The sequence below is a fragment of the Nocardia uniformis NBRC 13702 genome, from assembly GCF_001613345.1.
Lineage (GTDB): Bacteria > Actinomycetota > Actinomycetes > Mycobacteriales > Mycobacteriaceae > Nocardia > Nocardia uniformis.
This window is the reverse complement of sequence record NZ_BDCE01000092.1, coordinates 1-21,265: the sequence shown is the minus strand read 5'-3', so window position 1 is coordinate 21,265 and position 21,265 is coordinate 1. Positions and strand designations below refer to the sequence as shown.

Annotated in this window: 13 protein-coding genes; 7 read left to right on the top strand and 6 right to left on the bottom strand. The window is 65.1% G+C overall.

What is annotated here, in order from left to right; genetic code table 11:
• Nucleotides 1-62: 62 nt before the first annotated feature.
• Genes eccCa through eccA form a run of 3 tightly spaced genes read right to left on the bottom strand, consistent with a single transcriptional unit; the run spans nucleotide 63 to nucleotide 7,394 of the window.
• Nucleotides 63-4,076 (bottom strand): type VII secretion protein EccCa, encoded by a 4,014-nt coding sequence (eccCa, locus tag NU1_RS33610; RefSeq protein ID WP_084522058.1) that lies wholly within the window; start codon nucleotides 4,074-4,076, stop codon nucleotides 63-65.
• Nucleotides 4,073-5,629 carry a type VII secretion protein EccB gene (eccB, locus tag NU1_RS33605; protein ID WP_067527739.1) on the bottom strand — a complete coding sequence of 519 codons (1,557 nt, stop codon included), beginning with the start codon at nucleotides 5,627-5,629 and terminating at the stop codon, nucleotides 4,073-4,075. The genes eccCa and eccB overlap by 4 nt, the downstream gene beginning before the upstream one ends.
• Nucleotides 5,630-5,633: 4 nt before the next feature.
• Nucleotides 5,634-7,394: a type VII secretion AAA-ATPase EccA gene (eccA, locus tag NU1_RS33600; RefSeq protein ID WP_084522057.1), complete on the bottom strand. Its 1,761-nt coding sequence runs from the start codon at nucleotides 7,392-7,394 to the stop codon at nucleotides 5,634-5,636.
• A 216-nt stretch (nucleotides 7,395-7,610) separates the two neighbouring features.
• Between eccA and NU1_RS33595 the strand changes: the two genes are divergently transcribed.
• The 5 genes from NU1_RS33595 (at nucleotide 7,611) to NU1_RS33575 (ending at nucleotide 14,330) form a co-directional block, all read left to right on the top strand.
• Entirely contained in the window at nucleotides 7,611-10,136 is a 2,526-nt protein-coding gene (locus NU1_RS33595; RefSeq protein WP_067527735.1) for a helix-turn-helix transcriptional regulator, read from the top strand.
• Nucleotides 10,137-10,644: 508 nt separating this feature from the next.
• Nucleotides 10,645-12,015, top strand: coding sequence for a cytochrome P450 (locus NU1_RS33590; RefSeq protein ID WP_084522056.1), 1,371 nt, complete (start codon nucleotides 10,645-10,647; stop codon nucleotides 12,013-12,015).
• 230 nt (nucleotides 12,016-12,245) lie between these two features.
• Entirely contained in the window at nucleotides 12,246-12,821 is a 576-nt protein-coding gene (locus tag NU1_RS33585; protein ID WP_067527731.1) for a hypothetical protein, read from the top strand.
• Between the two features lie 98 nt (nucleotides 12,822-12,919).
• Entirely contained in the window at nucleotides 12,920-13,462 is a 543-nt protein-coding gene (locus NU1_RS33580; protein WP_084522055.1) for an SDR family NAD(P)-dependent oxidoreductase, read from the top strand.
• Between the two features lie 538 nt (nucleotides 13,463-14,000).
• Nucleotides 14,001-14,330: an SH3 domain-containing protein gene (locus NU1_RS33575; RefSeq protein WP_067527729.1), complete on the top strand. Its 330-nt coding sequence runs from the start codon at nucleotides 14,001-14,003 to the stop codon at nucleotides 14,328-14,330.
• A gap of 477 nt (nucleotides 14,331-14,807) precedes the next feature.
• Here the strand turns inward: NU1_RS33575 and NU1_RS33570 are convergent, their stop codons facing one another.
• Nucleotides 14,808-16,523, bottom strand: a complete 1,716-nt coding sequence (locus NU1_RS33570; RefSeq protein ID WP_067527726.1) for a WXG100-like domain-containing protein — start codon at nucleotides 16,521-16,523, stop codon at nucleotides 14,808-14,810.
• Nucleotides 16,524-16,840: 317 nt separating this feature from the next.
• On the opposite strand from NU1_RS33570, the gene NU1_RS33565 reads away from it, so the two are divergent.
• Complete coding sequence (locus NU1_RS33565) at nucleotides 16,841-17,635, top strand: class I SAM-dependent methyltransferase (protein WP_067527724.1); 795 nt, start codon at nucleotides 16,841-16,843, stop codon at nucleotides 17,633-17,635.
• A gap of 685 nt (nucleotides 17,636-18,320) precedes the next feature.
• Here NU1_RS33565 and NU1_RS33560 read toward each other — a convergent pair.
• Both NU1_RS33560 and NU1_RS33555 read right to left on the bottom strand, forming a co-directional pair.
• A complete protein-coding gene (locus NU1_RS33560) occupies nucleotides 18,321-19,211 on the bottom strand; it encodes a GntR family transcriptional regulator (protein WP_067527722.1) in 891 nt (296 codons plus the stop codon).
• 17 nt (nucleotides 19,212-19,228) lie between these two features.
• The gene (locus NU1_RS33555) at nucleotides 19,229-20,488 is read right to left on the bottom strand and encodes a carotenoid oxygenase family protein (protein ID WP_067527720.1); all 1,260 of its coding nucleotides are present in this window, start codon (nucleotides 20,486-20,488) and stop codon (nucleotides 19,229-19,231) included.
• Between the two features lie 219 nt (nucleotides 20,489-20,707).
• On the opposite strand from NU1_RS33555, the gene NU1_RS33550 reads away from it, so the two are divergent.
• Nucleotides 20,708-21,265: alpha/beta fold hydrolase (locus NU1_RS33550; protein WP_157553379.1), on the top strand; the 558-nt coding region annotated here is incomplete at its 3' end.

The window sequence follows — 21,265 nt, the reverse complement described above, 5'->3', positions numbered from 1 at the left end:
GAGCACCTCAGTCAAAACGCTAAGGCATTCCCACCCATGGGAATCGGGACCGGATTCGGTGCTCAGGACTCGCGTTCGGGCTCCCAGGCCGCCTGCACGAGATCTTTGCGGGAATGCAGCGGTTCGACGAAGATTCCCCGCCCGGCGGGCTGCTTGGTGGGCTTCACATCACCGATCAGCATGCCGTCGAGCCTGGTCCCGTCCATGACGAGGCCGGAGGAGTTCAGGTTCTTCATTTGGCCGAGAATATTGTCGTACAACGCCATGTCGGCCTGTGCGATATTGCGGGCCGCGATGACGTGCAACCCGGTGTCGCGCCCGTCGACGATGATGTCCTTGATCGGATCGAGGGGGTTCATCGCGCCGCGCTGGGACACCATGTGGTAGTCGTCGATCACCAGGAATATCTCCGGGCCGCTCCACCAGGATCGGTCCTTCAGCTGCTGTGAGGTCACGTCGTCCGGTGCCCGGCGGCTGCGCATTTTCGCGGCGAACGGCGGCAACCCCTGAGTCAGATCACGTTCGGAGGTCAGGTAGCCGATCGACATCTCCTCCGGTATCGCGTCCATGTGCTGGCGCCGATAGTCCACGAGCAGCACCCGCGCCTGATCCGCCGTGAACTGCCGCCGGATCGACTCCAGAATGGCGGCGAGCACGGTCGACTTGCCGCTACCGGAGGAGCCGAGCACGATCATGTGCGTCGATACGGCGAAATCTATTGCCGCGACACTCAAATCGGATTCGCGGATCCCGAACGGCACCACCAGCCGCTGCGCCAACGTCTGCGGCGCCAGCCGCCCGGCGTGCATCTCGTCCCAGCTGATCTTTGCGGGCAGCAGTTTCACTACGGGCGCTTTCCGGCCCGGATAGAGCTGGTTGAGATGGTCGATCGTGGCGGTCAATCCCTCTGCCGCGGTAGCACTGTCGCTCACACCGTCGATGCGCGGCAGTGCGGTCAGCATGTGCAGTGCGTCGTTGGAGATACAGCGGCCCGGCCGATTCGGCGGTATCGCGGCCACCATTTTGCGGTGCGTGTTGAAGACGGTGTCGGTGAGGTCACCCAGGCGCAGCTCGACCCGTGTCTGGATCATGTCTTTGATCGCCGGCCGGATCGCGGCCCAGCGGGAACTGCTGACCAGCAAGTGGATGCCGTAGTTCAACCCTTGCACCGCAACGGATTCCAGTACCGGCCCGTACTCGTCGAAGTACGGGCCATTGGGTGCGAACCCGATGTCCCAGCCATCCACCACCAGGAACACATCCCCGTGCTGGTCGTGGGCGGCCAGTTCAGCGGCCTCGGCCGGGGAGTTCACCCGGCGACGGAATTCGCGCATGCTGTCGATGCCGAGTTCGGCGAACAGCGCCTGACGGTTGGCCAGCAGGTTACTGATCAGCGCCATGGTGCGCCGGATCCGGTCGGTGTCGCGCGGTAGCGCCACCGCACCCACATGCGGCAGGTTCCGCAGGGCGGCCAAACCACCGGAGAAGTCCAGGCAGTAGAACTGCACCTGCTCCGGCGTGTGGGTCAGGGCCGCGGACACGATCAGCGATTGCAGTGCGGTGGATTTACCCGATTGTGGTCCGCCGACGACGGCGGCGTGACCACCGGAGCCGGACAGGTCCACCGACCACACATCTTGGCGCTGCTGGCGCGGCCGGTCCACGAGCGCCAGCGGCACCCGCAGCGCGCCGGGTTCCACCGCGGGTGTCAGCCGGTCGAGGGTCGGCGCGACATTCAGCGGTGGCAGCCACATCTGATGGGCCGGTTGCCCGTGTCCGGCCAGCTGTTGCAACACCGTTTCCATCACGGTGATCTGCTCTTCTTCAGTGCCTGGCTCCGGCGCGAGATCCTGCGGTTCGGGCGGCCGGGGTGGGCGGATGTCGGCTACCGCGGTCACGGTGAACTGCTGTGGGGGACGGTATCCGCCGCCGGGCCGGCGCGCCCGCTGCGGTGTCGCCGCCGACGCCTGCGACGGCGCCGTCCACGGGTCGCCCAGATAGGCGGCTTGGAACCGTTGCAGATCACCGGCGCCGACCCGCAGATATCCCGCGCCCGGCTTCTTCGGTAGATGGTAGGCGTCCGCGGTGCCGATGGCGTCGCGCGAGTCGCTGGTCTGGTTGGTGCGCAACGCCACCCGATAGGACAGGTGGGCTTCCAGTTCACCCATCCGGTTGGCCGGCACTTTCTGCGAGGACAGCAGCAGGTGGATGCGCAGTGAACGCCCCAGCCGACCGATCGCGACGAACAGTTTGGCGAAATCCGGGTACTGTTCCAGCAATTCGGCGAATTCGTCGAGGATGACGAACAGGGTGGGTAGCGGAGCGAGGTTCGCGCCCTGTTCCCGGGCCTTCTCGTAGTCGGCCACGTTGGCGAAGTTGCCCGCGTCGCGCAGGATGCGCTGCCGCCGTGCCATCTCGCCGTTGAGGACGTCCTCCATGCGGGTGACCAGGTCGGACTCTTCCTCCATATTGGTGACCACGGCCGTCACATGTGAGAGCCGGTCGAAGCCGAGGAAGGTCGCGCCGCCCTTGAAGTCGACCAGCAGCAGGTTGAGTACCTCCGGCGGATGGGTGGCGACGGCGGACAGCACCAGCGTGCGCAGGAACTCCGATTTGCCGGATCCGGTGGCGCCGATACACATTCCGTGCGGGCCCATCCCCTCCTCGGCCGACTCCTTGATGTCCAGGAACACCGGCGCGCCGGCCGAGTCGTGTCCGAAGGGGATGTTGAGCCGGGCCCGGTCGTTGTCGCGGCGCGGCGGCCACTGCCGGTCCACGCGGATCGCGCCGGGGTCCGTCACGCCGACCAGGTCCTGCCAGGATGTTCCGCCGCTGGCCTGCTCGGCCACCACGGCCTCCACCACCGATGAAAGCCGGTACGGTGACACGCTTCTGGCCAGTGCGGTCATCGCGGCGCTCGACATGCGATCGGCGATCCCGACCCGGCGGGTGCCGCGCAGGGTCACCTCGTCCATCGTCCGCTCCGCGGATACGGTGAAACGCAGGGAGCGTGGCAGCGGCTGATCCACGCCGCCGATCCCGAGCCAGGTGCAGCCGTCGATGCCGGAGATATCACGTTCGTTGACCGGACCGCTCACATCGACAATCAACAGGAGGTGTTTCTTATCGACAGCGGGTTCCGCCGAGGTGGAGAACGGCCCCCGATTGAATCCGGTCAAAACCTTGGCCCGCAACTCACCGACACTGCGATAGACCATCCGGCTCGATCCGATGCCGTCGGTGTCCTCGCGATGCTGTGCGTGCGGCAGCCACTTCAGCCACGCCCATTCCGGGGCGTCCGGTTCCCGCACCGCGGCGGCGATCGCGACCTGGTCCGGGCCGTGCAGCACAACGATTTCGGCGATCATCGCCCGGAGCAGTGCGCCGACCGCGGCCGGATCACCGTCGAAGACCACCTGCGGGGTGGACAGCAGGTTCATCGCCACCGGCATGCCGCCCACCGTCGAGTACGCCTTGGCGAATCGGGTGATTTCGACGACGCCCACCGGGTCCAGCTCCGAGGTGGGGGCTGCTTCCGGCACGATCACGCGCACCTGGTTGGCGATCCGGCCGCGTCCGATCCGCACCCGCAGGAACTGTGGATGGGTGGCCTGGTTCTCCCACATGCGTTTGCCGCCGACCAGGGTGCCGATCTCGGCCGGGCCCGGATGGGAATACCGCAGGAACTTGTGCAATTCGGCTTCTGCCTCATGCACTTTCGCGCGGTTGTTGGCGACACTGCGCAGGTAGTCCTTGCGGTCCTCGTTGACCTCGCCCGCCGTGCCCTTGCTGCCGCCACCGCCCATGCCGCCGGCCATCATGCCGACCATCGACACCATCATCATCATCGGGAACATCAACATCATCGGTGACATGGCCCGCCCACTGCGGAACATCATCACCATCATCCCGACCATCGCCGCCACCATGACGACCGGCAGGATCATCTTCAGCTTCGACGGCGGCACCGGTCGGGGCAGTTCGGTCGGCGGTTCCAGCTTCAGCTCGGCCACCGCGGGCGCTTTCGGCCCGGCGATCATCCGAGGTGGCCGCACGAAGCGTCGGGTAGTGGTCATCGCTGTTCCTCACCGAATCCGGCGCCGGACGGGTTGGACGGGATGCCGTCGTGCTGTATCCGGGCATCACGCTGCGACAGTGTCGGTCCCACCGCGAACAGCGAGACGACCGACCACGGGGCCAGCACCGGAGCACCGAGCCCGAGTGCCCGCAGTGTCGGATCCGCTGAGCCCGTGCCGCCGAGGTCTGCGGCGATGCCGTAACGCACCCCGCTGTCGGAAATCCACCACAGCGATTCGGCCAGTGCCGAACCGGGCTCGGTACCGGTCACCTGAATGAATCGACCGGAGGTGCGCGGCAGATATGCGGCGTCGGCCGTCTTTCCCTGAGAGGGCGCGGCGGTCACCAAATCGACCGGCAGCCTTTGTTCTTCGGTAGTCAGCGGCAGCCGACGACCAACGAGCAGGGTGATCGCGGCGCTCGGCTCACCCTCGAGCCGCTCCCAGGACAGGCAGGTCACCGTGTCGGCGCCGGTGTCCGCCAACCGAACCGGCCGGGTGGGGTAGCGCTGGGTTCCCGGCCAGGTTCCCGGTCGCAGGTTCGTCGCGATCAGGTTCGAATTGACTGTCTGCGACGAAATCTCGCCGCGCTCATCGGCATTGCGGACCATGGCCGCGAGGACCGCGCTCACCCGGACCACACCCGAGCGGGAGACCAGGTAGTACTCGGCTTCCCGGCCGGGTTGCGCTACCGTCAGCACCGACCCGACCTGCACGGTCATTCCGGTCGAGAGCGTCGTCGTGGTACCGAGGCCGTCGATGGCGGGCACCCGCAGCGGCGGAACCTCCGGGATCGCGGCGATCAGCCCGTCCGACGCCGACAGGATCGGCGCGGTCGCGTCGAGACCGAGCGCCAGCGTAACCGCGGATTCGGCGAGATTGATCATCGCCCGCACCACATTGCTTGTGCCCTCGCGATATACCAGCCAGATCGTGTCGTTGTTGCGCAGCAGCCGGGCCTCGTGTTCGCCCAGTTTGCGGATGGCTTCGTCGTCCACGGTGAGCGGCGCGCCGAGGACGGTGGTGTGCACCGGCGACCTGGTGGCCACCGGCTGGCCGGTGTCGGGATCCACCTGCGCGCTGCCGCTCCGCGACCGGTCACACACCGTCCACGACGAATCACGGTTGTCCGAGGCGATCATTCGTCCCGGTGCACCCGGAATACCGACCCACGGGCCGCGTGGCAGTTTCGCCAGTTCGTCGGCCCCCACCCGCTGCGGATCACCAGCGGTCCCGGTGACCAAGCGCGCCGAGGTCAAGTTCAGTGCCGGATACAAACGGTTGCCCATATTCACATACAGCGCTCCGGAGTCCTTGTCCGCCACGATCGGTGCGTCGCCGATCGATTGCTTCGGGGAGAAGAACCCGAGCACGGCCGCGCCCGCCACACCGACGCAGGCCAGGGCGAAACCGACCGCCAAGGCCGTCGACCGGCCACGTCCCGGATCGTCGCGCATCGAGACATCCCGGCGCACCAAGGCGTGCTCGATCCGGCGGAGCAGGAAACGCCAGCCGGAAACCTGGTGTTTGGACACCACCCGGAAGCGGGCCACCGGGTTACCTCGCCGCAGTCGGTGCCAAACCCGCCAGGGCCGCGGTGATATCGAAGGCGTTGACGGTCATCAGTTCTTCGTCGGTCATCGCGCTGATGTCGGCGCTGTCACGAGTGAACCGGTAGTCCCGTTCGGCCTCGGCCGCTTCGACCACATTGCGGATGAAACGGCCGTTGCCCGCCTTGTCGATCAGCCGCCTGCCATTGTCGTCCGGCCGCGACATGTGCTCGCACCGTTCGCGCAGGATCTCCCTGGCATCCTCGGACAGCACCGAATCCTTGTTCTTGGCAATGTGATCGGCGATCAACACCAGTTCGCTCGGATCATAGCTGGGGAACCGGACGCGTTTGGTGAACCGGGAGGACAGACCCTCGTTGGATGTCAGGAACCGGTTGATCTCATCCTCGTATCCGGCGATGATCACCACCAGTTTGTCGCGGTCGTTCTCCATCCGGGCCAGCAGCGTGTCGACCGCTTCCTTACCGAACGCGTCGCCACCCGACAAGCCCTCCTGGATCAGGGTGTATGCCTCGTCGATGAACAGCACCCCGCCGAGTGCGGAGTCGATGAGCGCGTTGGTTTTCGGTGCGGTGTGCCCGAGATGGGTGCCGACCATATCGTTGCGCGACACCTCGACCACGTCGGCGCTGTCGACCACGCCGAGTCCGGCGAAGATTTTCGCGACCACGCGCGCGATGGTGGTCTTACCGGTGCCCGGCGGCCCGGAAAAGATCAAATGCTGGGATTTCGAGTCGACGGCGAGGCCGCGGGCGGCCCGCACCTGATCCATCTGCACGCCCGAGCGCAGCCGGTCCACCTGCTCCTTCACCGATCCCATCCCGATCTGCGCGTTGAGCAGCTCGGAGGCCTCGGTCAGCAATTCTTGCCGTTGCGACCGCGCCGCCTCGGCCGCGACCTCGACCGGATTGTCACCGGTGGCCGAATCCCACACGTCGGATCTGGTGGCGATCACCGTGGCGGTGGTGATCTCCAGCCGGTATGTCTTCTCCTCGACCGCACGCTGCCATTCGGGCCGGTCCGGCCACAGCCCGGAACCCTTCAGTCCGGCCAGGACCTTATCGCCGGATTCGTGGTCCCCGTTGTGCCGCAACAACATTCCGTAAAGGAAATGCACGTCGGCCCACAGGTAGGACTGACTGCCCGACGCGGTCTCCTCGACCAGCTGACGCGCCCGCGGCAACGCCTCGTCGACGCGGCCCAGCTGCGCCATCGCCTGGGTGGCCATCAGTTCCGCCGCGATATCGAGGGTGCCGTCGTCGAGCCGGGGCCGCCGAGTTCGCAGATCCAGCACGTCGGGCCATCGCCCGGTGCGGAAATACAGTGACATCCGAACGAAATCGGCCAGCTCGTCACCGGGCACCTCGTCCAGGATCGCCGCGGCCTCCCGCCATTCCCCGGCGTCGGCGTAGGCGGCTGCCTGCCCGATGGCGATCTGATTCCGGTCGGCCATCGGCATCCGCAGCCCGTATACGCCGAGTTCGGCGTGACACCACAGCGCCCGATCGACCAGCCCGGCCCGCTGCTGATCGCGATACAGGTTATGGACCGACCGATAGGCGCCGTAGATCACCTCACCGGAGACCTCGCCCGCCATCGCGCGCCCCAGCCAGGCGTCGCACATGTCCGGGTCCAGATCTGTCGCCGCGGTGAACGCGGCCACCGCATGCTGTTCATTACGCGCCCCGCCGGCAACCAGCCCCAAAGCCTGCACACCGGTGTAGAACGCGTCCTCCGGACTCGACACTCGCCGCATCCCTTCCGCCGAACTTATATCGGCACACCGTAATTCACTCCGGCGGCGAGCCCGCGGAGTCCACTTCCCGCTGGTGGGAACAGTCGGCGGTCGTCGTTCGACAACCGACGTGGTGGACGTGTCATATATGTGCCCGCTGTTTTACAGCTACTTGATGCACGAAACGGGTAGGGTCGGTCCCCGTACGGATGAAGGAGCTCTACTTCTATGCCGAGCAGGCGTCGCCACGAACCCGCTGACTTTCGGGCAACCTCCGAGGGTTTCATCGGCCGGGACCTGGAACTGGATCGGATCAGAGCGCTCTTGTCGGGATCGGCGCGGTTGATCACGCTGACCGGGATGGGCGGCATCGGGAAGACTCGGCTCGCAGTGGAAGCGGTCGGCCAGTTCCGCAAGGCGGCCCGGATGCAAGTGCACTGTGTGCGGCTGGCCCGGCTGGCCAGGGGATCCACGGTCACCGCGGTGGAAGAGGAGATCGCGCACGCGGCGCTCGCCGCCGATTTCTCGGGGCGGTCGGCGTGGAAGGCACTCGTCGATCAGTTCACCGCGAACAACGTCTCGGGCCGGACCCCGCAGACGCTGCTGGTGCTGGACAACTGTGAGCATGTGCTTGCCGAGGCGCGTTCGATCATAGCCGAGTTGCTCGACGCCGCACCGGATCTGGTCATCCTCGCCACCAGCCGGGAGCCGGTGGGCTGGGTCGACGAGCATCTGGTCGCGGTTCCGCCGCTGTCCGGGCAGCAGGCACTCAGCCTGTTCCGGCAGCGCGCCGAACTCACCGGGTTCGCGGTCACCGATACCGCTGATGTCGCCATCGCGCGGCAGATCTGCTGGCACATGCATCATCACCCGCTCTATATCCGGCTAGCCGCCGCACGGCTGCGCCGCCAGCCGCTGCCGACCATCCTGCAGGAACTGACCGGCGGCGCCAACGACCAGCGGATGCAGTGGTCCCCGGCCTGGCAGGTAGGGGTGGATGCGCGGCATCAGCGGGTCCCCGATGTGATCGCCTGGTCCTACGAACTGTGTACGGACCAGGAGCGGCTACTCCTGGCGCGGCTGTCGGTGTTCGCTGCGGGGCACGATACGGACCCTGAAGAAGACCACAATCCTGGGCACGAGGTGGGTGCCGAGCTGGAAGCACTCGAATCCGTATGTGCTGACGATCAATTCGGCACAGGCGACGGCCGCCAGCCGGTGCGGCTGGCGAAAGACGAGATAGAAGGATTGCTGGAGCGCCTGGTCGACCAGTCACTCGCGTCCCAGCACCGCACCGGAACCACCGTCCGGTACTCGCTGCTCGAGACCATCCGGGTGTTCGCCCACCAGCGGCTGCAAGAGTGTTCGGCCGACGAACCAGCCCGGGTCGCCAGGCGACATCGGCAGTACTACCGCGACAAGATCCTGCAGGCTTACGCCGGCTGGTTCGGCCCGGCGGAACTGGACTATCTGTACTGGGCACGCGCATCCTGGGCCAATATCCAACTCGCCATCGAAAGCAGCCTGCACGCGCCGGGCGAATCAGCGACCGGTCTGGAGATCTCGGTCGGATTGATCGCGCTGCGTGCGCCGTTCTTCAACGCCTCGTTACGCGAAACCCGGCAGTGGACGGAACGGGCGCTCGCGGCAAGCCGCTCGCTCACCCCGCAACCGACCGAGCTCCAGGTGATCGCCATGGCTTTGATCGGGTGGATAGCGTTGTGGCAGGGGCAGTATGCGGACACCGAACGCATGCTCGACGAGTGCGTCGCCCTCTGCATACCCGATCCGGCCGACCGGCAGGACTGGCGGCAGCATCCCGAAATCGATCTGGGATTACCCCCCGCGGTCGAATTCACCTGGGGCCAGGAGTTGATGCTGGTGCACGGCAGCGCGGAATCCATGACCGTGCTAGCCCGCGCGCAGGAGAAGAACCGTGCGGCCGGCGACCACAGCGGATTGGCAATGGGCACGCCATTGGAGGCTATGGCGGTCGGCTTCTTCGGCGCCACGGAGTACGCCCTGGACACCGTCCGCAGCGGTGTGGACCGGGCCGACGCGGCGGGGGCGCGCTGGTTGACCTCGTGGACGCAGCTGATGTGGGCGCTCGTGCTGACAGAGAACGGTGATCCCGCGGAGGCATTGTCGGTGGGGCGCCGGTCACTGGCCCATCTGGTGTCCATTCCCGACCAGTGGGGTTCGGGCTGGGCGGTATACGTCCGATCTTGGGCGCTGGCGCAGATCATCTCCGACGCGACCGCCGCGGGCGGCGCCGATCCCGACGAGCTGGTTGCCTTGGCGACCGAGGCTGCCCGGCTCATGGGCGGCGCCGAGACCCTATGCAAAGATCTAGGCACCGACATCGAGAAAATGGTGCCCTTAGCCCAGAAAACCAACTGGGCCATCGAGGTTGCCCGCGGTGTGCTCGGTCCAGAGGCGTACGCCGTCGCCGAACGAGAAGGTGCACAGCTGCGTCCCAACCTGTACGAGGTCCAGCGGCTCGCGCTGGGCCAGTTACCCATGGACCGGGTGCCAGCCGGTGGCGTCCGCACCGGCACCGCGTCGCTCTGGGACGAGCTGACCCGGGCTGAGCGTGAGGTGGCGAAGTTCGCGGCGCAGGGATGGACGAACACCGCTATTGCCGCGCGTCGGGGCAGTTCGACCAGAACCGTCGACGCGCAGATGACCGCGATCTTCCAGAAGCTGATGATCACCTCCCGCAACGACATCATCCGATTCGTGCCGAAAACCTGACCGATCGGGTACGGCCGCGAACAGCTGCCCGGCTCTGCGCAGGAAAGATCGCCGACTGTGCCGCGCTGTCGAACTCTGCCTGCGCCCGGACGGCCAGCACACCGCACCGACGACGAAAACGATCTCGGCGCTGATGATGGCGACCACGGCGATCGGCACGGCGGTCATATCCGGGGCCCTACTTCCTGGTCGGTCGAACCGACGTCCGGCACTGCCGCCGGTTCGACCGGTGTTCAGCCGGCTCGGATCCGGCTACACCTCCGGGCGGGAGGCAGGCCGACGTCTGGCCGGACAGACCGAAATAGTGGTCGGGCAGACCGGGTTTCGTACACAACGAGCGAAATGAGGCGACGTAGTCCATGACGTTCCCTACCTGAAACCGTTCCCTACTGAAGCTCGAGCAAGCTGACACGAAGCAGTCTGGTCTCATAGGTAGGTAGGTAGTCATCGGTAGTTCCCAACTTCGTTGATTATTCCCGCTATTGAGGGGCCGGAAATAATTCGGAGGATGAGCGGTACCGACTCACCTGCTGTTATGACCTCCGACGTCGTTGTGCCCCTTCCGGTCCCGTCCGCCGAACTCCGAACGGGCCTGCTGCGCGACCCATACCGATTCGTCATGGACACCGCCGCCGAACACGACAGCCTGGTGCGCGTGGGCGCGGGCCCGCTCGGCGTCTACGTCGTGAGTCACCCCGACTACGTTCGCCGCATCCTGGTGACCAACGCGTCGAACTATGTCAAGGGTTCGATGATGGAACCGTTGCGGAAGGCGCTGGGCAACGGGCTGGTCACCAGCGAAGGTGAGTTCTGGAAACGACAACGGCGTCTCATGCAGCCGGCTTTCCACACCCACCAGTTGCAGCTGATGGAGGAGCACGTCAGCGCGTGTGTGCAGCGCGCCGTAGCGCGATGGGAGGCGGCTGCCGACTCCGGTCGATCGGTGAACTTCCTCGACGATTGCATCGAACTCAATGTGGAGATCGTGCTCGGCACATTGTTCAGCACGTCGATCGATCCGGCACGGGCAGAACGGTTGCGCCGGCTCACCTCCCAGGTGTTCGCGGGATTGGCGTCGAAAGTGTGGACGTTCTTCCTGCCCGGCTGGTTCCCGGTGCCCGGCGCCACCGCATACCGCCGCGCGATGGCCGCCTTGGACGCGGAGGTACTGGCGTTGATCGACGAAAGGCGCACGGCGGACCACAAACCCGCGGATCTCCTCGGCCTGCTCTTGGCGGCCGAGGATGCCGACACCGGTGCGGGGATGAGTGACCAGCAACTGCGGGACGAGATCTTCACCTTGTTCATGTCCGGGTACGAAACCACCGCCACCGGATTGACCTGGGCCGCCTACGAACTCGCCAACCATCCGGAGATCACCGACAAGATGGCGGCCGAACTCGCGCGAGTCGGGGCCACCGAGCTACCGGCCTTCGCCGAGCTGCCCGACCTGGAGTACGGCAAGCGAGTGATCGACGAGACGTTCCGTCTACATCCGGCCTTCCCGATCTGGTTCCGCAGCACCGTAGGGGCCGACGACCTCGGTCCCTACCGGCTGCCGGCGAACGCGAAGATCATCCTCAATCCTCAGATCACCCACCGTGATTCCCGGTTCTGGGACGATCCGGAAACCTTCGATCCGGAACGCTTCAGCTCAGAACGCTTCGGCACCGAGCAGCGCAACGCCTACTACCCGTTCGGCAAAGGCAGCCGCATGTGCATCGGGGAGCGGATGTCGACAACGATCACGCAGGTGGTACTCAGCGCCGTCGTCGGCACATTCGAGTTCAGTGTCGAATCCGGATTCGAGGTGATCCCCCGCTACATGGTCACCTGTCAGCCGAAGGACGGCCTGCCGCTGGTCCTGCGGCGCCGCTGAGGGAGACCTCGCGCAGGACGTTGCTGCCGGGTTCCCAACAGAACCCACGCCGCGCTGGTCAATGCCCAGGGGAAAGCCGGAACAGGTGCCGATGGAATTTTCGGCCCTGATACCCGGGCCAGAATGAATTGGCCCTTCTACAAGGACCGGCCCGAGAACGGAAGCTATCCATTCTCCGTCTGCCGTCGGATCTAAGCCAGGAATAACATGACCGCCGGGATTCTCGTCGCATGAACGAGAATCCCGAGGTCGCGTTGATCAATTCGATCGACATATCTTCCCAACTATGGGAATCCGGCCATGAAATGGCCGATTCAGGATCGTACGCTCGAATTACTATGTCGCACCGCACACTCCATTCCCGATTCAGCGCATCCGGCGCCCACGGACCACACCTGACGCTCTGGACAGCCGCCACACGGAAGATATACACGATCTGCCGGGCGGACGGACACGTTATCGCCCGCGATTTGTTCAGCACCCCCCTGTCCACCGCGGCAGCGGCCTCGGAAGCCGCCGCACGACAAGCGATTTGGGTGGGTGGATATGTTTACAATGAATGGGGCGCCCATTCGGCTACGCTGCATCTGATCCTGGAAACGCAGCGCGGCATCGACCTGGCCGGCCTCGAACGTCATGCTTTCACAGTCGGATTGGACCTCGAGGTACGCACCGCGCCGCGCCGCAACCCCGCCATCAGCCAGTGCCGAGTCCATCAGTACGTCGATTGGCGTCGCAGCGAATTCGGCGCGCTCATCCAGACCGCGCCGCCCGATATCGCCGAGTCGATGTCGGCACTGGAGTAAAGCCCCGAGGCAGGAAACGTCGACCTGGGAGTTCGACCAGTTCCCACTGCCGGGAGTATGTTTTCGCATCGCCGGACATAGCCGACTAGCTTCGACTGATGTTGTTGCGCGAGAAGGTCATTGTCGTATCGGGTGTAGGCCCGGGGCTCGGCCGGTCGATCGCCGTACAGAGTGCGCGCGCGGGGGCGACTGTGGTGCTCGCGGCTCGAACGGAGAGCCGGCTCGAGGAAGTCTCGAAGGAGATCGCGGAGATCGCGGAGATCGGCGGGCGGACGTGCGTGGTGCCGACCGATATCGACAGCGACGCGTCGGCTGCGAAGCTCGCCGAGACAGTACTGGAGACGTTCGGCAGAGTAGACGCGCTCGTGAACAATGCGTTCGCCATGCCACCCATGGCCGATCTGGCCGAGGCGGACCTCGAAGCGGTGGCGGCCGGGTTCCACACCAACGTCGTTTCGGCACTGCGACTTACCCGCCTGTTCGCGCCCGCGCTGGCCGATTCCCGCGGCAGCGTGGTGATGATCAATCGGAAACCCTTGCCCGGGCGGGAACTCCGAACCACCACCTGTGACTATCGTCCACCGTTGGAGTTCGAGCAGGCCTTCCGGGAAGGCCCGAGTCAGCAGCCCGCGGCAGCATGAGACACGAGTAGTCGGTAGTCAGGTCTCAACCAAAGCCGGGGCGGTCCACCCACCCCACAGACACGACGTTGACCACCACCCCAATTACCAATAATCAGCCCACCAGAATTTCGCCCGTGGATCCGGGCTGAGTAAGCAAAAGACTCGCCGACTCGGGAAGGGGTCGTACAGATGGCGGGCGATCATGGTGTCGGAATTGCTGCTGTGCCGGTGGCGGCATTTCCGGCACTCGCGCGGACGAGCGTGTTTCGGGTGTGGGGCCTGACTCTCGACACCGCCTCCGACCGCACCCCCACCCAGTGTCGACTCCCCGCAGTCAGCGCCTGATCCACGCGGAGCGTGCCCTGGCCCTCGGTTCGGACATGCAGAGAGCCCTCTATGTCAATGGAATGTCAAATCCTCTCCACGGACTGGAGTGCATTTCCATTGCATGGTTATGATGCCGTGGCCATGTGACGCACCAGAGGATCGACTCCGTTGTCGGTATAACGAGCGAATCGGTAATTTCTCGTCGGTTCATAAATAGGAAGAATGGAGAATGATGAAGACACGTAAGAGGTTCGCGGGGATCACATTGTCGGCCGCTTTTCTGGCACTGTCCGCCGGTGTCGTCCTGGCACCCATCGCAAACGCGGACACCACGACGACCATCGCCAAGGACAACGTTCCGATCAGGACAGGCCCGGGAGCGTCGCACTCGGTCGCTAGTCGCAAGAACAAGGGCGATAAATTTTACATCAGGTGCTATGTCGTCAACAGTCACGGAAATGTCTGGTACAAAAACGTGCCGGGGTTGGCCGTCGGCCCCTACTACGTCTACGACCAGAACACGAACAGGAACGGCACCTCCGGCCTGGACAGGTGCTGACACACTCAGCCTGGATACGCCGATGAAAAGTGTTGGGAGAGTGTGAAATAGGGGCGGAGATGCCCTGCGAACTTCGATAGAGGTGACGAAGCACCTGCGTGTAGCGGATCATCACGCCCCAACCGGGGACTATCCAGAGGCGGTGTCAGTTTCATCAGGCTGTCCATACTCCGGACAAACTCGACTGTTTCCTCGTCGATCCATCCGGATCGAAGAACCGCGTTGATCTCCGAACCGTTAGCTACGTAGGGGACCAGCAGGTCGTCCACCGGATGTTGTGGGACAGCGTGGATCGTGCCTTCCCAGGTATCGATGCCATACTCGTCCGCCTCCCCCGCGGTAGCGAAGGACCTGTAGCCGGCTGGTAGCGGGTCCAGCTCCGCAGGCCAATTGCCGCCGGTAAGGTCGGGCTGATCCCAAGAGCTACCGAATAACGGACTAGTGATCACCGCTCAACGCGACCTGTGACGCACACATTCATCTGGAATCGACTCCAGAATCTACCTGCCTAGCCACGCTCGATGTGTCTTCGGCACTCTGGCGGATCCGGTGCTGGCCGGTGGCCTGATCGGGTCGAGCAGTGGTCACGTCTTCATGACGCTGGGGGCGCGGCTCGATGCGGGTTGGCGCGACCACCGTCGTCTTCGGGCCGGTTGCGGGCGCGGCATGGGGTGTCGTCGACCAGGGCGTAGGTCCCGGCTTGCGGTCGGTGTCCGGAGTGATCGGTCGTCGGGCGGTGGTGCGCTGACGGGCTGGTCTGGCTGGACTGCCTAATTGGTCACCCGGTCTTGCGGAACGCCCCCAGCGTGTGGAGGCCGTCGACCTGTCATCGGTTGGCGGAGGATGTCCAGCTGTCGCGTGTGTAGCTGGGGAAAGCGCCGGACCAACGACGACATCATCTGCCGCATCCTGATGTTTCCCAGCCAGCGCGACCGGTTCCACAGGATGCCGGTGCACGTCCGCGCCGGTTACGGGTGTGCCCGTGGCGGTGATGGAATTGCCAGATTGCGCCGCCTGTCCAGTCCCGACCGCCGAACTGTGCAGCGGGACGGACACTCCGGCGTCTCGACCCTGCCCCGGTATCGCGTCGGCTGCTGTCGGGAGCGAGCCGTCGCCGTAGGCATTCGGTCTGTGGATCGCTGTCGGGCGTACGGAATCTGTATCTGCCGTCGTGTGTGAGGCGGCGCCGACATGGTCACTGGCATTGGCTGGCGACGAACCGGCACTTTCGAACGCGGCTCGGGACTGACGACCGTGGGGCGTGTCGGCTGGGCCCGCACCGTTGCTTGTCCCAGTGTCTGGCATAGTGGCAATTGGCTGTGCTCCGGTGGTCGCCACATTCGGCTCGGCTGTCCGGTCTGATGTGGACGGCGGGGTTACTGCGGTACCGGGTTGCGAAACGCTGGCCGACCGGTGCGGTGTGTTCTCGTTGCTGGGCGGGACGGCGTCGTAGATTCCGCTGGCCGTGGTGAAGTCCAACGCCGCCACGGTGTCGGCGAACCTCCCCGCATGCCCGACGATGTCGTCGGCATGATCATCAAGCACCTGGGCGTAGCGCATCACTTCGTCCGGTTCGATATGCAGCGGCAGCGCCGACGAATTCGGTGGCGGGGGTACTCCGAGGGCATCGGCGGCGGCCTCGTAGGCGACACCATTGATCATGCGGGCGACGGTGTCTTCCAGTGGTTCGATGGCCTTGCCGATTACCTCGGCCGCGAGATACACGAGCAGTGTCTGCTCCATCGCGGTCACCAGCCTGGCCGCCGCCGCCCGGATCGCGACGGTCATGGCCGCCGACAGGCCCGCGGTCGCGATGGTGGCCGCCATCAGGCTGGCATAGCTCGCAGCCAGCGCGGCGAGCCCGGCCAGCACCGCAGCCTTCACGATGGTGATCACGTTCGCGGCGGCGTCGAGAACCTGGGCTGTGACCTGGCACGCGCGGTCGAGATCGGCCATATGAGTTGCGCTCATCCGCGCCCACGCCGCGACCAGCTGCTCGTAGGAGTAACCCGAATACACCGACCCCATCCGGTCGATCGCGCCCGTCGCTGACTCGTGGGTGTTCGCGACGTTGGCTGCGAAGTCACGCACCTGCCGCGCGAGTTCGCGCACCTGATCCTCGTCGATGTCCGGGTACGGAACCCCCATCACATTGAGGAACAGAGCAACCTCATGCGGTATTTCTATCGCCACACCACGCCACCCGAATCCAGTCTTCTGCTCGGCGTCGGACTACGAGACACGCCTCCGTCACGTTAAGACTGCCACAATCCGGCAGGCACGCGAAGACAACGGCGTTAGTCCTTCAGCGAGCTTTCATATTTCTGGCAGCGAGAACTTCATATGCTCGCTATCTACGATATGGTTGCCCACGATCGTCGTGAGAGGTGATTTTTCCTGAGCAGTAGGATCGCTGAAATCTTCCGCAGGGCAAAGGAGTCTCTCAGTCGCAGCTTCCGTTCGGCCAGCGAGCAGGGAATCGCCCCCCGATTTACGATTCCGCTGAGGGGGTGAGGCGAGCCGTTGATCAGGCGGCGGCGGCAGACGAGGCCGGTGCCGCATTGGTTCGGGAGGTTCGGATACGAGCGGGGCTGTCGCCCGAGTATCGGTACACCGATAACCGGGAATTGCGGGTGCGGGAGAGGCGCCAGACCGACGACATGACCGAACGGTACTACGGCCTGGGACAACGGCCGCTCGGGACCGTGCCGGGAGGTATCGACGCAGCGCAGCTGCGCACCGAGCCAGCGTCGGATCTCGATGCCCTGTTACATCGCGCCCAAGCATCCCCCGGCGGGGCGCGGATGGTAGTTGGCGGTGGTCACGCCTTCCGACCTGCCGAGTCGGGCGAAATATTCGTCAATATCGATTCGCAGTCCCGGCCCGATGTTGTCGCAGATTTCCGTGATTTGTCGATGTTCCCGGACGAAGCATTCGACCAGGTCTACGTCGAGGCCGTGCCCTTGGGCACCGCGTTGAAGGAGGGTGGAGCAGCCGAGCTCAACCGTGTCCTGCAACCGGGCGGCCCGTTGGCCATGCGGACCGGGCTCGGCAACCTTGTTCCCGCGACCGAACGCGATGCGAATGTCCGTGCACTCCAAGACGCGGGATTCGACAATATCGAATACACCGTCGCGCGGGACGACATGTTCGATACTGAAGAAGGGCGCCTGAGCGATTGGAATGAGGTCAGCGCCATCAAGTCCGAGACGAACGGATTCGACGGAGCAGCCCGCGACGGCAACAAATCGGTGGAGGACACCTTCGACGAGTCGGGCGGCCTGTCGCGGGACGACATTCCGTAGAGCCAAACACCGACGCCTCAACGCACCCGTCGGCGCTGCCGCCGGGTGCGCGGCGTGAAGTTGGGGCGTTCGCTGACCGATCGTGGCCGCGGCTGGTTCTGCTTGCGTGGTTCGGTTCGTTCCGACCCGGCGGTGTCGGGATCGGCGGGCCGCCGGTGATCGGCGGCCCGAATGGCTTGTGCGGGCTGTGGCCGTTGATCTGCTCGTCGTCGACATAGAGATGCTGGAAGCGCTGGATGACAGGTCTTCGGCGGTCGGCACTCGCTGTGCGGCGGGCTGTCACTGATCGACTACGAGACCCAGATGGCTGCCGTGCGTGTGACGGCCGGGCGGCCCATCATAAGACGAGGCCGCATCGAAGAACCCTCCACACTTCGAGGGATTGACATTCCCGGCAATGGGAACCGAAGAAATGGGGCCCCGGAGTACCGTTCGAGTCACTGACTCCATTGGGGCCGATTCCGCCACAGTCCACGCTGAGCAATCGATCAGCGCGCTGCGCACCGAATCCGGTTCCCGAGAAGACCCTTCGCCGGTCCACTCGAACGGCACCTGTCCGCGGCCGATGTGGCAGCAACTCGAGTACGACGAGACCGGAGGTCATCACAGAGGCATCCCGCCCGCAACCGATTCTTGCGCAGGCTCATGGGTCTACTGACGGATTCACGACTCAGCCCAGACCCGCTCACGACTGTGGTCGGCGGGTCTTCTGTGGCGTCATCGCTATGGTCAGGCCGTCGAGCAGCCGTTCCAGTCCGAAGGCGAACAGCGACTCCAGGTCCATCTCCGTGTTCGGTTCGGTGATCTTGACGATCAGTGGTCGGTCGGTGGCGAGGCGGGCGGCCCCCCATTGTTTGCTTGTCATCCCGGTGTCCAGTTCGGCGCCCGCTTCGATTTCGATGTTGATTGCTGTGCCGCGTACGTAGTTGACCAGGGTGGCGTAGATGTGGAGCCGGGTGGAGGAATCCAGCTCCAGGCCGTCGAAGGCGCGCAGCGTCCACAGTCCGTAGGCCATCATGGCGGGCAGGGTGGCCGGGCGGGTGATGGATACGAGCCTGGGTACCCATGGATGACGCTGGTAGACACTCCATTGCAGCCGCGCGGCCACACGCAGATGCTCTCGCCAACTCGGGGGAGGCTCGGGGTAATCGATCTCGGCGAACGCGGCGTCCGCGATCAGCTGGGTGACTTCGGACTCGCCGTCGAGGTGACGGCGCAGGGTAATCGTCGCGATGCCGAGTTCGGCCGCCACAGCCCGCGGGGATAGCGCCGCCAGACCGCGGGCGTCGGCGATCTGCATCGCCGCGCGCACTACTCGTTCGCGTTCGAGCCCGTCGGTGCTGCGCGAGGGCAGCCGCCGCGCAGCGACTACGGCGCCGACGCGGGGGGCGGATTCGATGGCACCCGAGTGTTTGAGCGCCGCAAGGGCTTTGGTGGCCGTGGCCATGGCGACACCCCATTCGCCCACGATGGCCCTGGTGGTGGGAACCGGATCGCCCGGCCGCAATTCCCCTGCGGCGATGCGCCGCTCGAGCTCGGCGACGATTCGAAGGTAGGGCGGTCGGGGATCGGTCACACCATCATGGTGCAGGGTCAGTGGTCGGGAAGCCAGTTGCCGTGCAGGCCCAACGGAACGCGGACCGGTAGATGTATGCGCGCGACCGGTTCACCGGTGAAGTCCTGCGCGGCCAATACGATCAGATCGGCGGCATTGCGGTGTGGATTGTGGACGTAGGTGAGCAGGTACCCCTCGTCCTCGCCCGGTCCGGTGGCAGCGAAGGCCGCCTCGCCTACCGCTTCTCCGGTCCCGAAGGTGTGAACGTCCGCGGTTCCGTGGTGAAAGTCGTGTTTTATCAAGGCGTTGGTGAAGATCTCGTCCGGGGCCGTGCTGTCGGGTGCGAACGGTATCCCATACAGATCGGTCGCGGCGGAGTAGCCGTAGCGGTGGGGGCGGGCGGCGAAGGCGTCGTTGATGCGGGGGAAGTCTTGCGGGCGGTCGTCGATGCGCTGCTGATGGACCTTGTCCGTGGTGATGGTCCAGCGGTCCAGGACGGGCCGGATGGCCCCCGGGTCGGCGGGGTCGAACGGGCCATCCGCGGTAACCAGGTCGACGACGACCGAATCGCCGTCGTCGTAGGCGTTGAGCGTATGGCTGACATGGACGGGGTCGATATCGTGCCAGCGCACCGCACCACCTGTCCGTGGCATGACACCGACACGTGTGGGGTGATCCGGCCGCCATCGGCAGTCGAATCCGTCGAAGCCCAGCGGGGTGTCCCAGAGCACCACATTGTCGCCGGTGAGTGCGAAATCGTGCAGAAACGGGGTCCGCGTCATTGGAATCGACACGGTGTCGACCACGGTCCCGACCGCATCGGTCACGACGTACTGCACGAAATCACGGCCAGGTATATAGGACAGTGAATGCAACTCTCCGGTGCGCGGGTCGTGTTTGGAATGCGCCCCGGCGGTGAATCCCGCCGCGGTGGCGCCCAGCTCGCAAGAACCCACGGTGTTGAGCTCGGCGTCCAGCAGAGCCGGCGGCAATCCGCCCTCGGCTAGAGCGAAAGTCTGCCCGGCATGGTCGATTACGTGCACCATGGGTGCGAATCCGGGGACCCGCACGAAACGGTTGCGATACCACTCGGCCCGCCCGTCGCGCAGCCGCACCCCATGCACCATGCCCTGACCCATACCCCAGATATGCGTCGCAGGGTCCTCCACACCGACCGGGTTGGGACCGTTGCGCACATACCGGCCGCCGAGTTCGGCCGGAATACGCCCGGTGACCGGCAAGTCGTGGGCCGTGATCTCCACCTCGACGGGTGCGAAATGACCTTCTAGATACCTCATGAGAACACCGTAGAAGCTGGTGCCCGAAAGTTGTTCTCGCGGAAGGTGATCGACCGGTTGTGTACTAGTGCAGGCCCCCGCAAGGCCAATCTGGGAAGCGGACGCGACGGGCAGGCGAGCACCATCCACCCCACCCAGCACCCGGAACCGGCGAATCACCCCCAACCAGGGGCGTTGGATAATCGGCGATTACTACCGGAACCCAATAGAGTTCATCGCATGCGGTGGATTGCTGGACTCGGAGTGGTTGGCGCGTCGGCTGTCGTGTTCATCAAGCGGCGGCATTCCGGGGCTGACCTGGGGTATTACCGAAATGCGATGGCGCGGGTCCGCGATGCCGGGTTCACGGAGAAGAGCGTCGATATCGGCGGGTACCGGACGAACTATGCCGAGGGACCCGACCGCGGTACTCCGCTGCTGCTGATCCATGGGCAGGGATCCCGATGGCAGGACTACCAGCGGGTGCTGCCGGAACTTGCTGAGCGGCACCATGTTTACGCCATCGATGTGCACGGCCATGGCGGTTCGGCCCGGTTGCCCGGTGACGAGTACACGAACGCCCGAATCGGTGAGCTCGTGGCGCAGTTCGTCGACGAGGTGATCGGTGCGCCCGTACTCCTCGCCGGGCATTCGTCGGGCGGATTGCTCGCCACCCGGCTCGCAGCAGCACGCCCCGATCTCGTGCGCGGGGTGGTCCTCGAGGACCCGCCCTACTACTCCTCGATCATGCCCCGGGCCGCACAGACCACCGGCGGCGATATGGCCCGGGTGACACAC

Coding starts and splice junctions, on each gene's coding strand:
- eccCa (WP_084522058.1), bottom strand. CDS start 4,076: ATGACCACTACCCGACGCTTCGTGCGGCCACCTCGGATGATCGCCGGG.
- NU1_RS33595 (WP_067527735.1), top strand. CDS start 7,611: ATGCCGAGCAGGCGTCGCCACGAACCCGCTGACTTTCGGGCAACCTCC.
- NU1_RS33590 (WP_084522056.1), top strand. CDS start 10,645: ATGAGCGGTACCGACTCACCTGCTGTTATGACCTCCGACGTCGTTGTG.
- NU1_RS33585 (WP_067527731.1), top strand. CDS start 12,246: ATGAACGAGAATCCCGAGGTCGCGTTGATCAATTCGATCGACATATCT.
- NU1_RS33580 (WP_084522055.1), top strand. CDS start 12,920: ATGTTGTTGCGCGAGAAGGTCATTGTCGTATCGGGTGTAGGCCCGGGG.
- NU1_RS33575 (WP_067527729.1), top strand. CDS start 14,001: ATGATGAAGACACGTAAGAGGTTCGCGGGGATCACATTGTCGGCCGCT.
- NU1_RS33555 (WP_067527720.1), bottom strand. CDS start 20,488: ATGAGGTATCTAGAAGGTCATTTCGCACCCGTCGAGGTGGAGATCACG.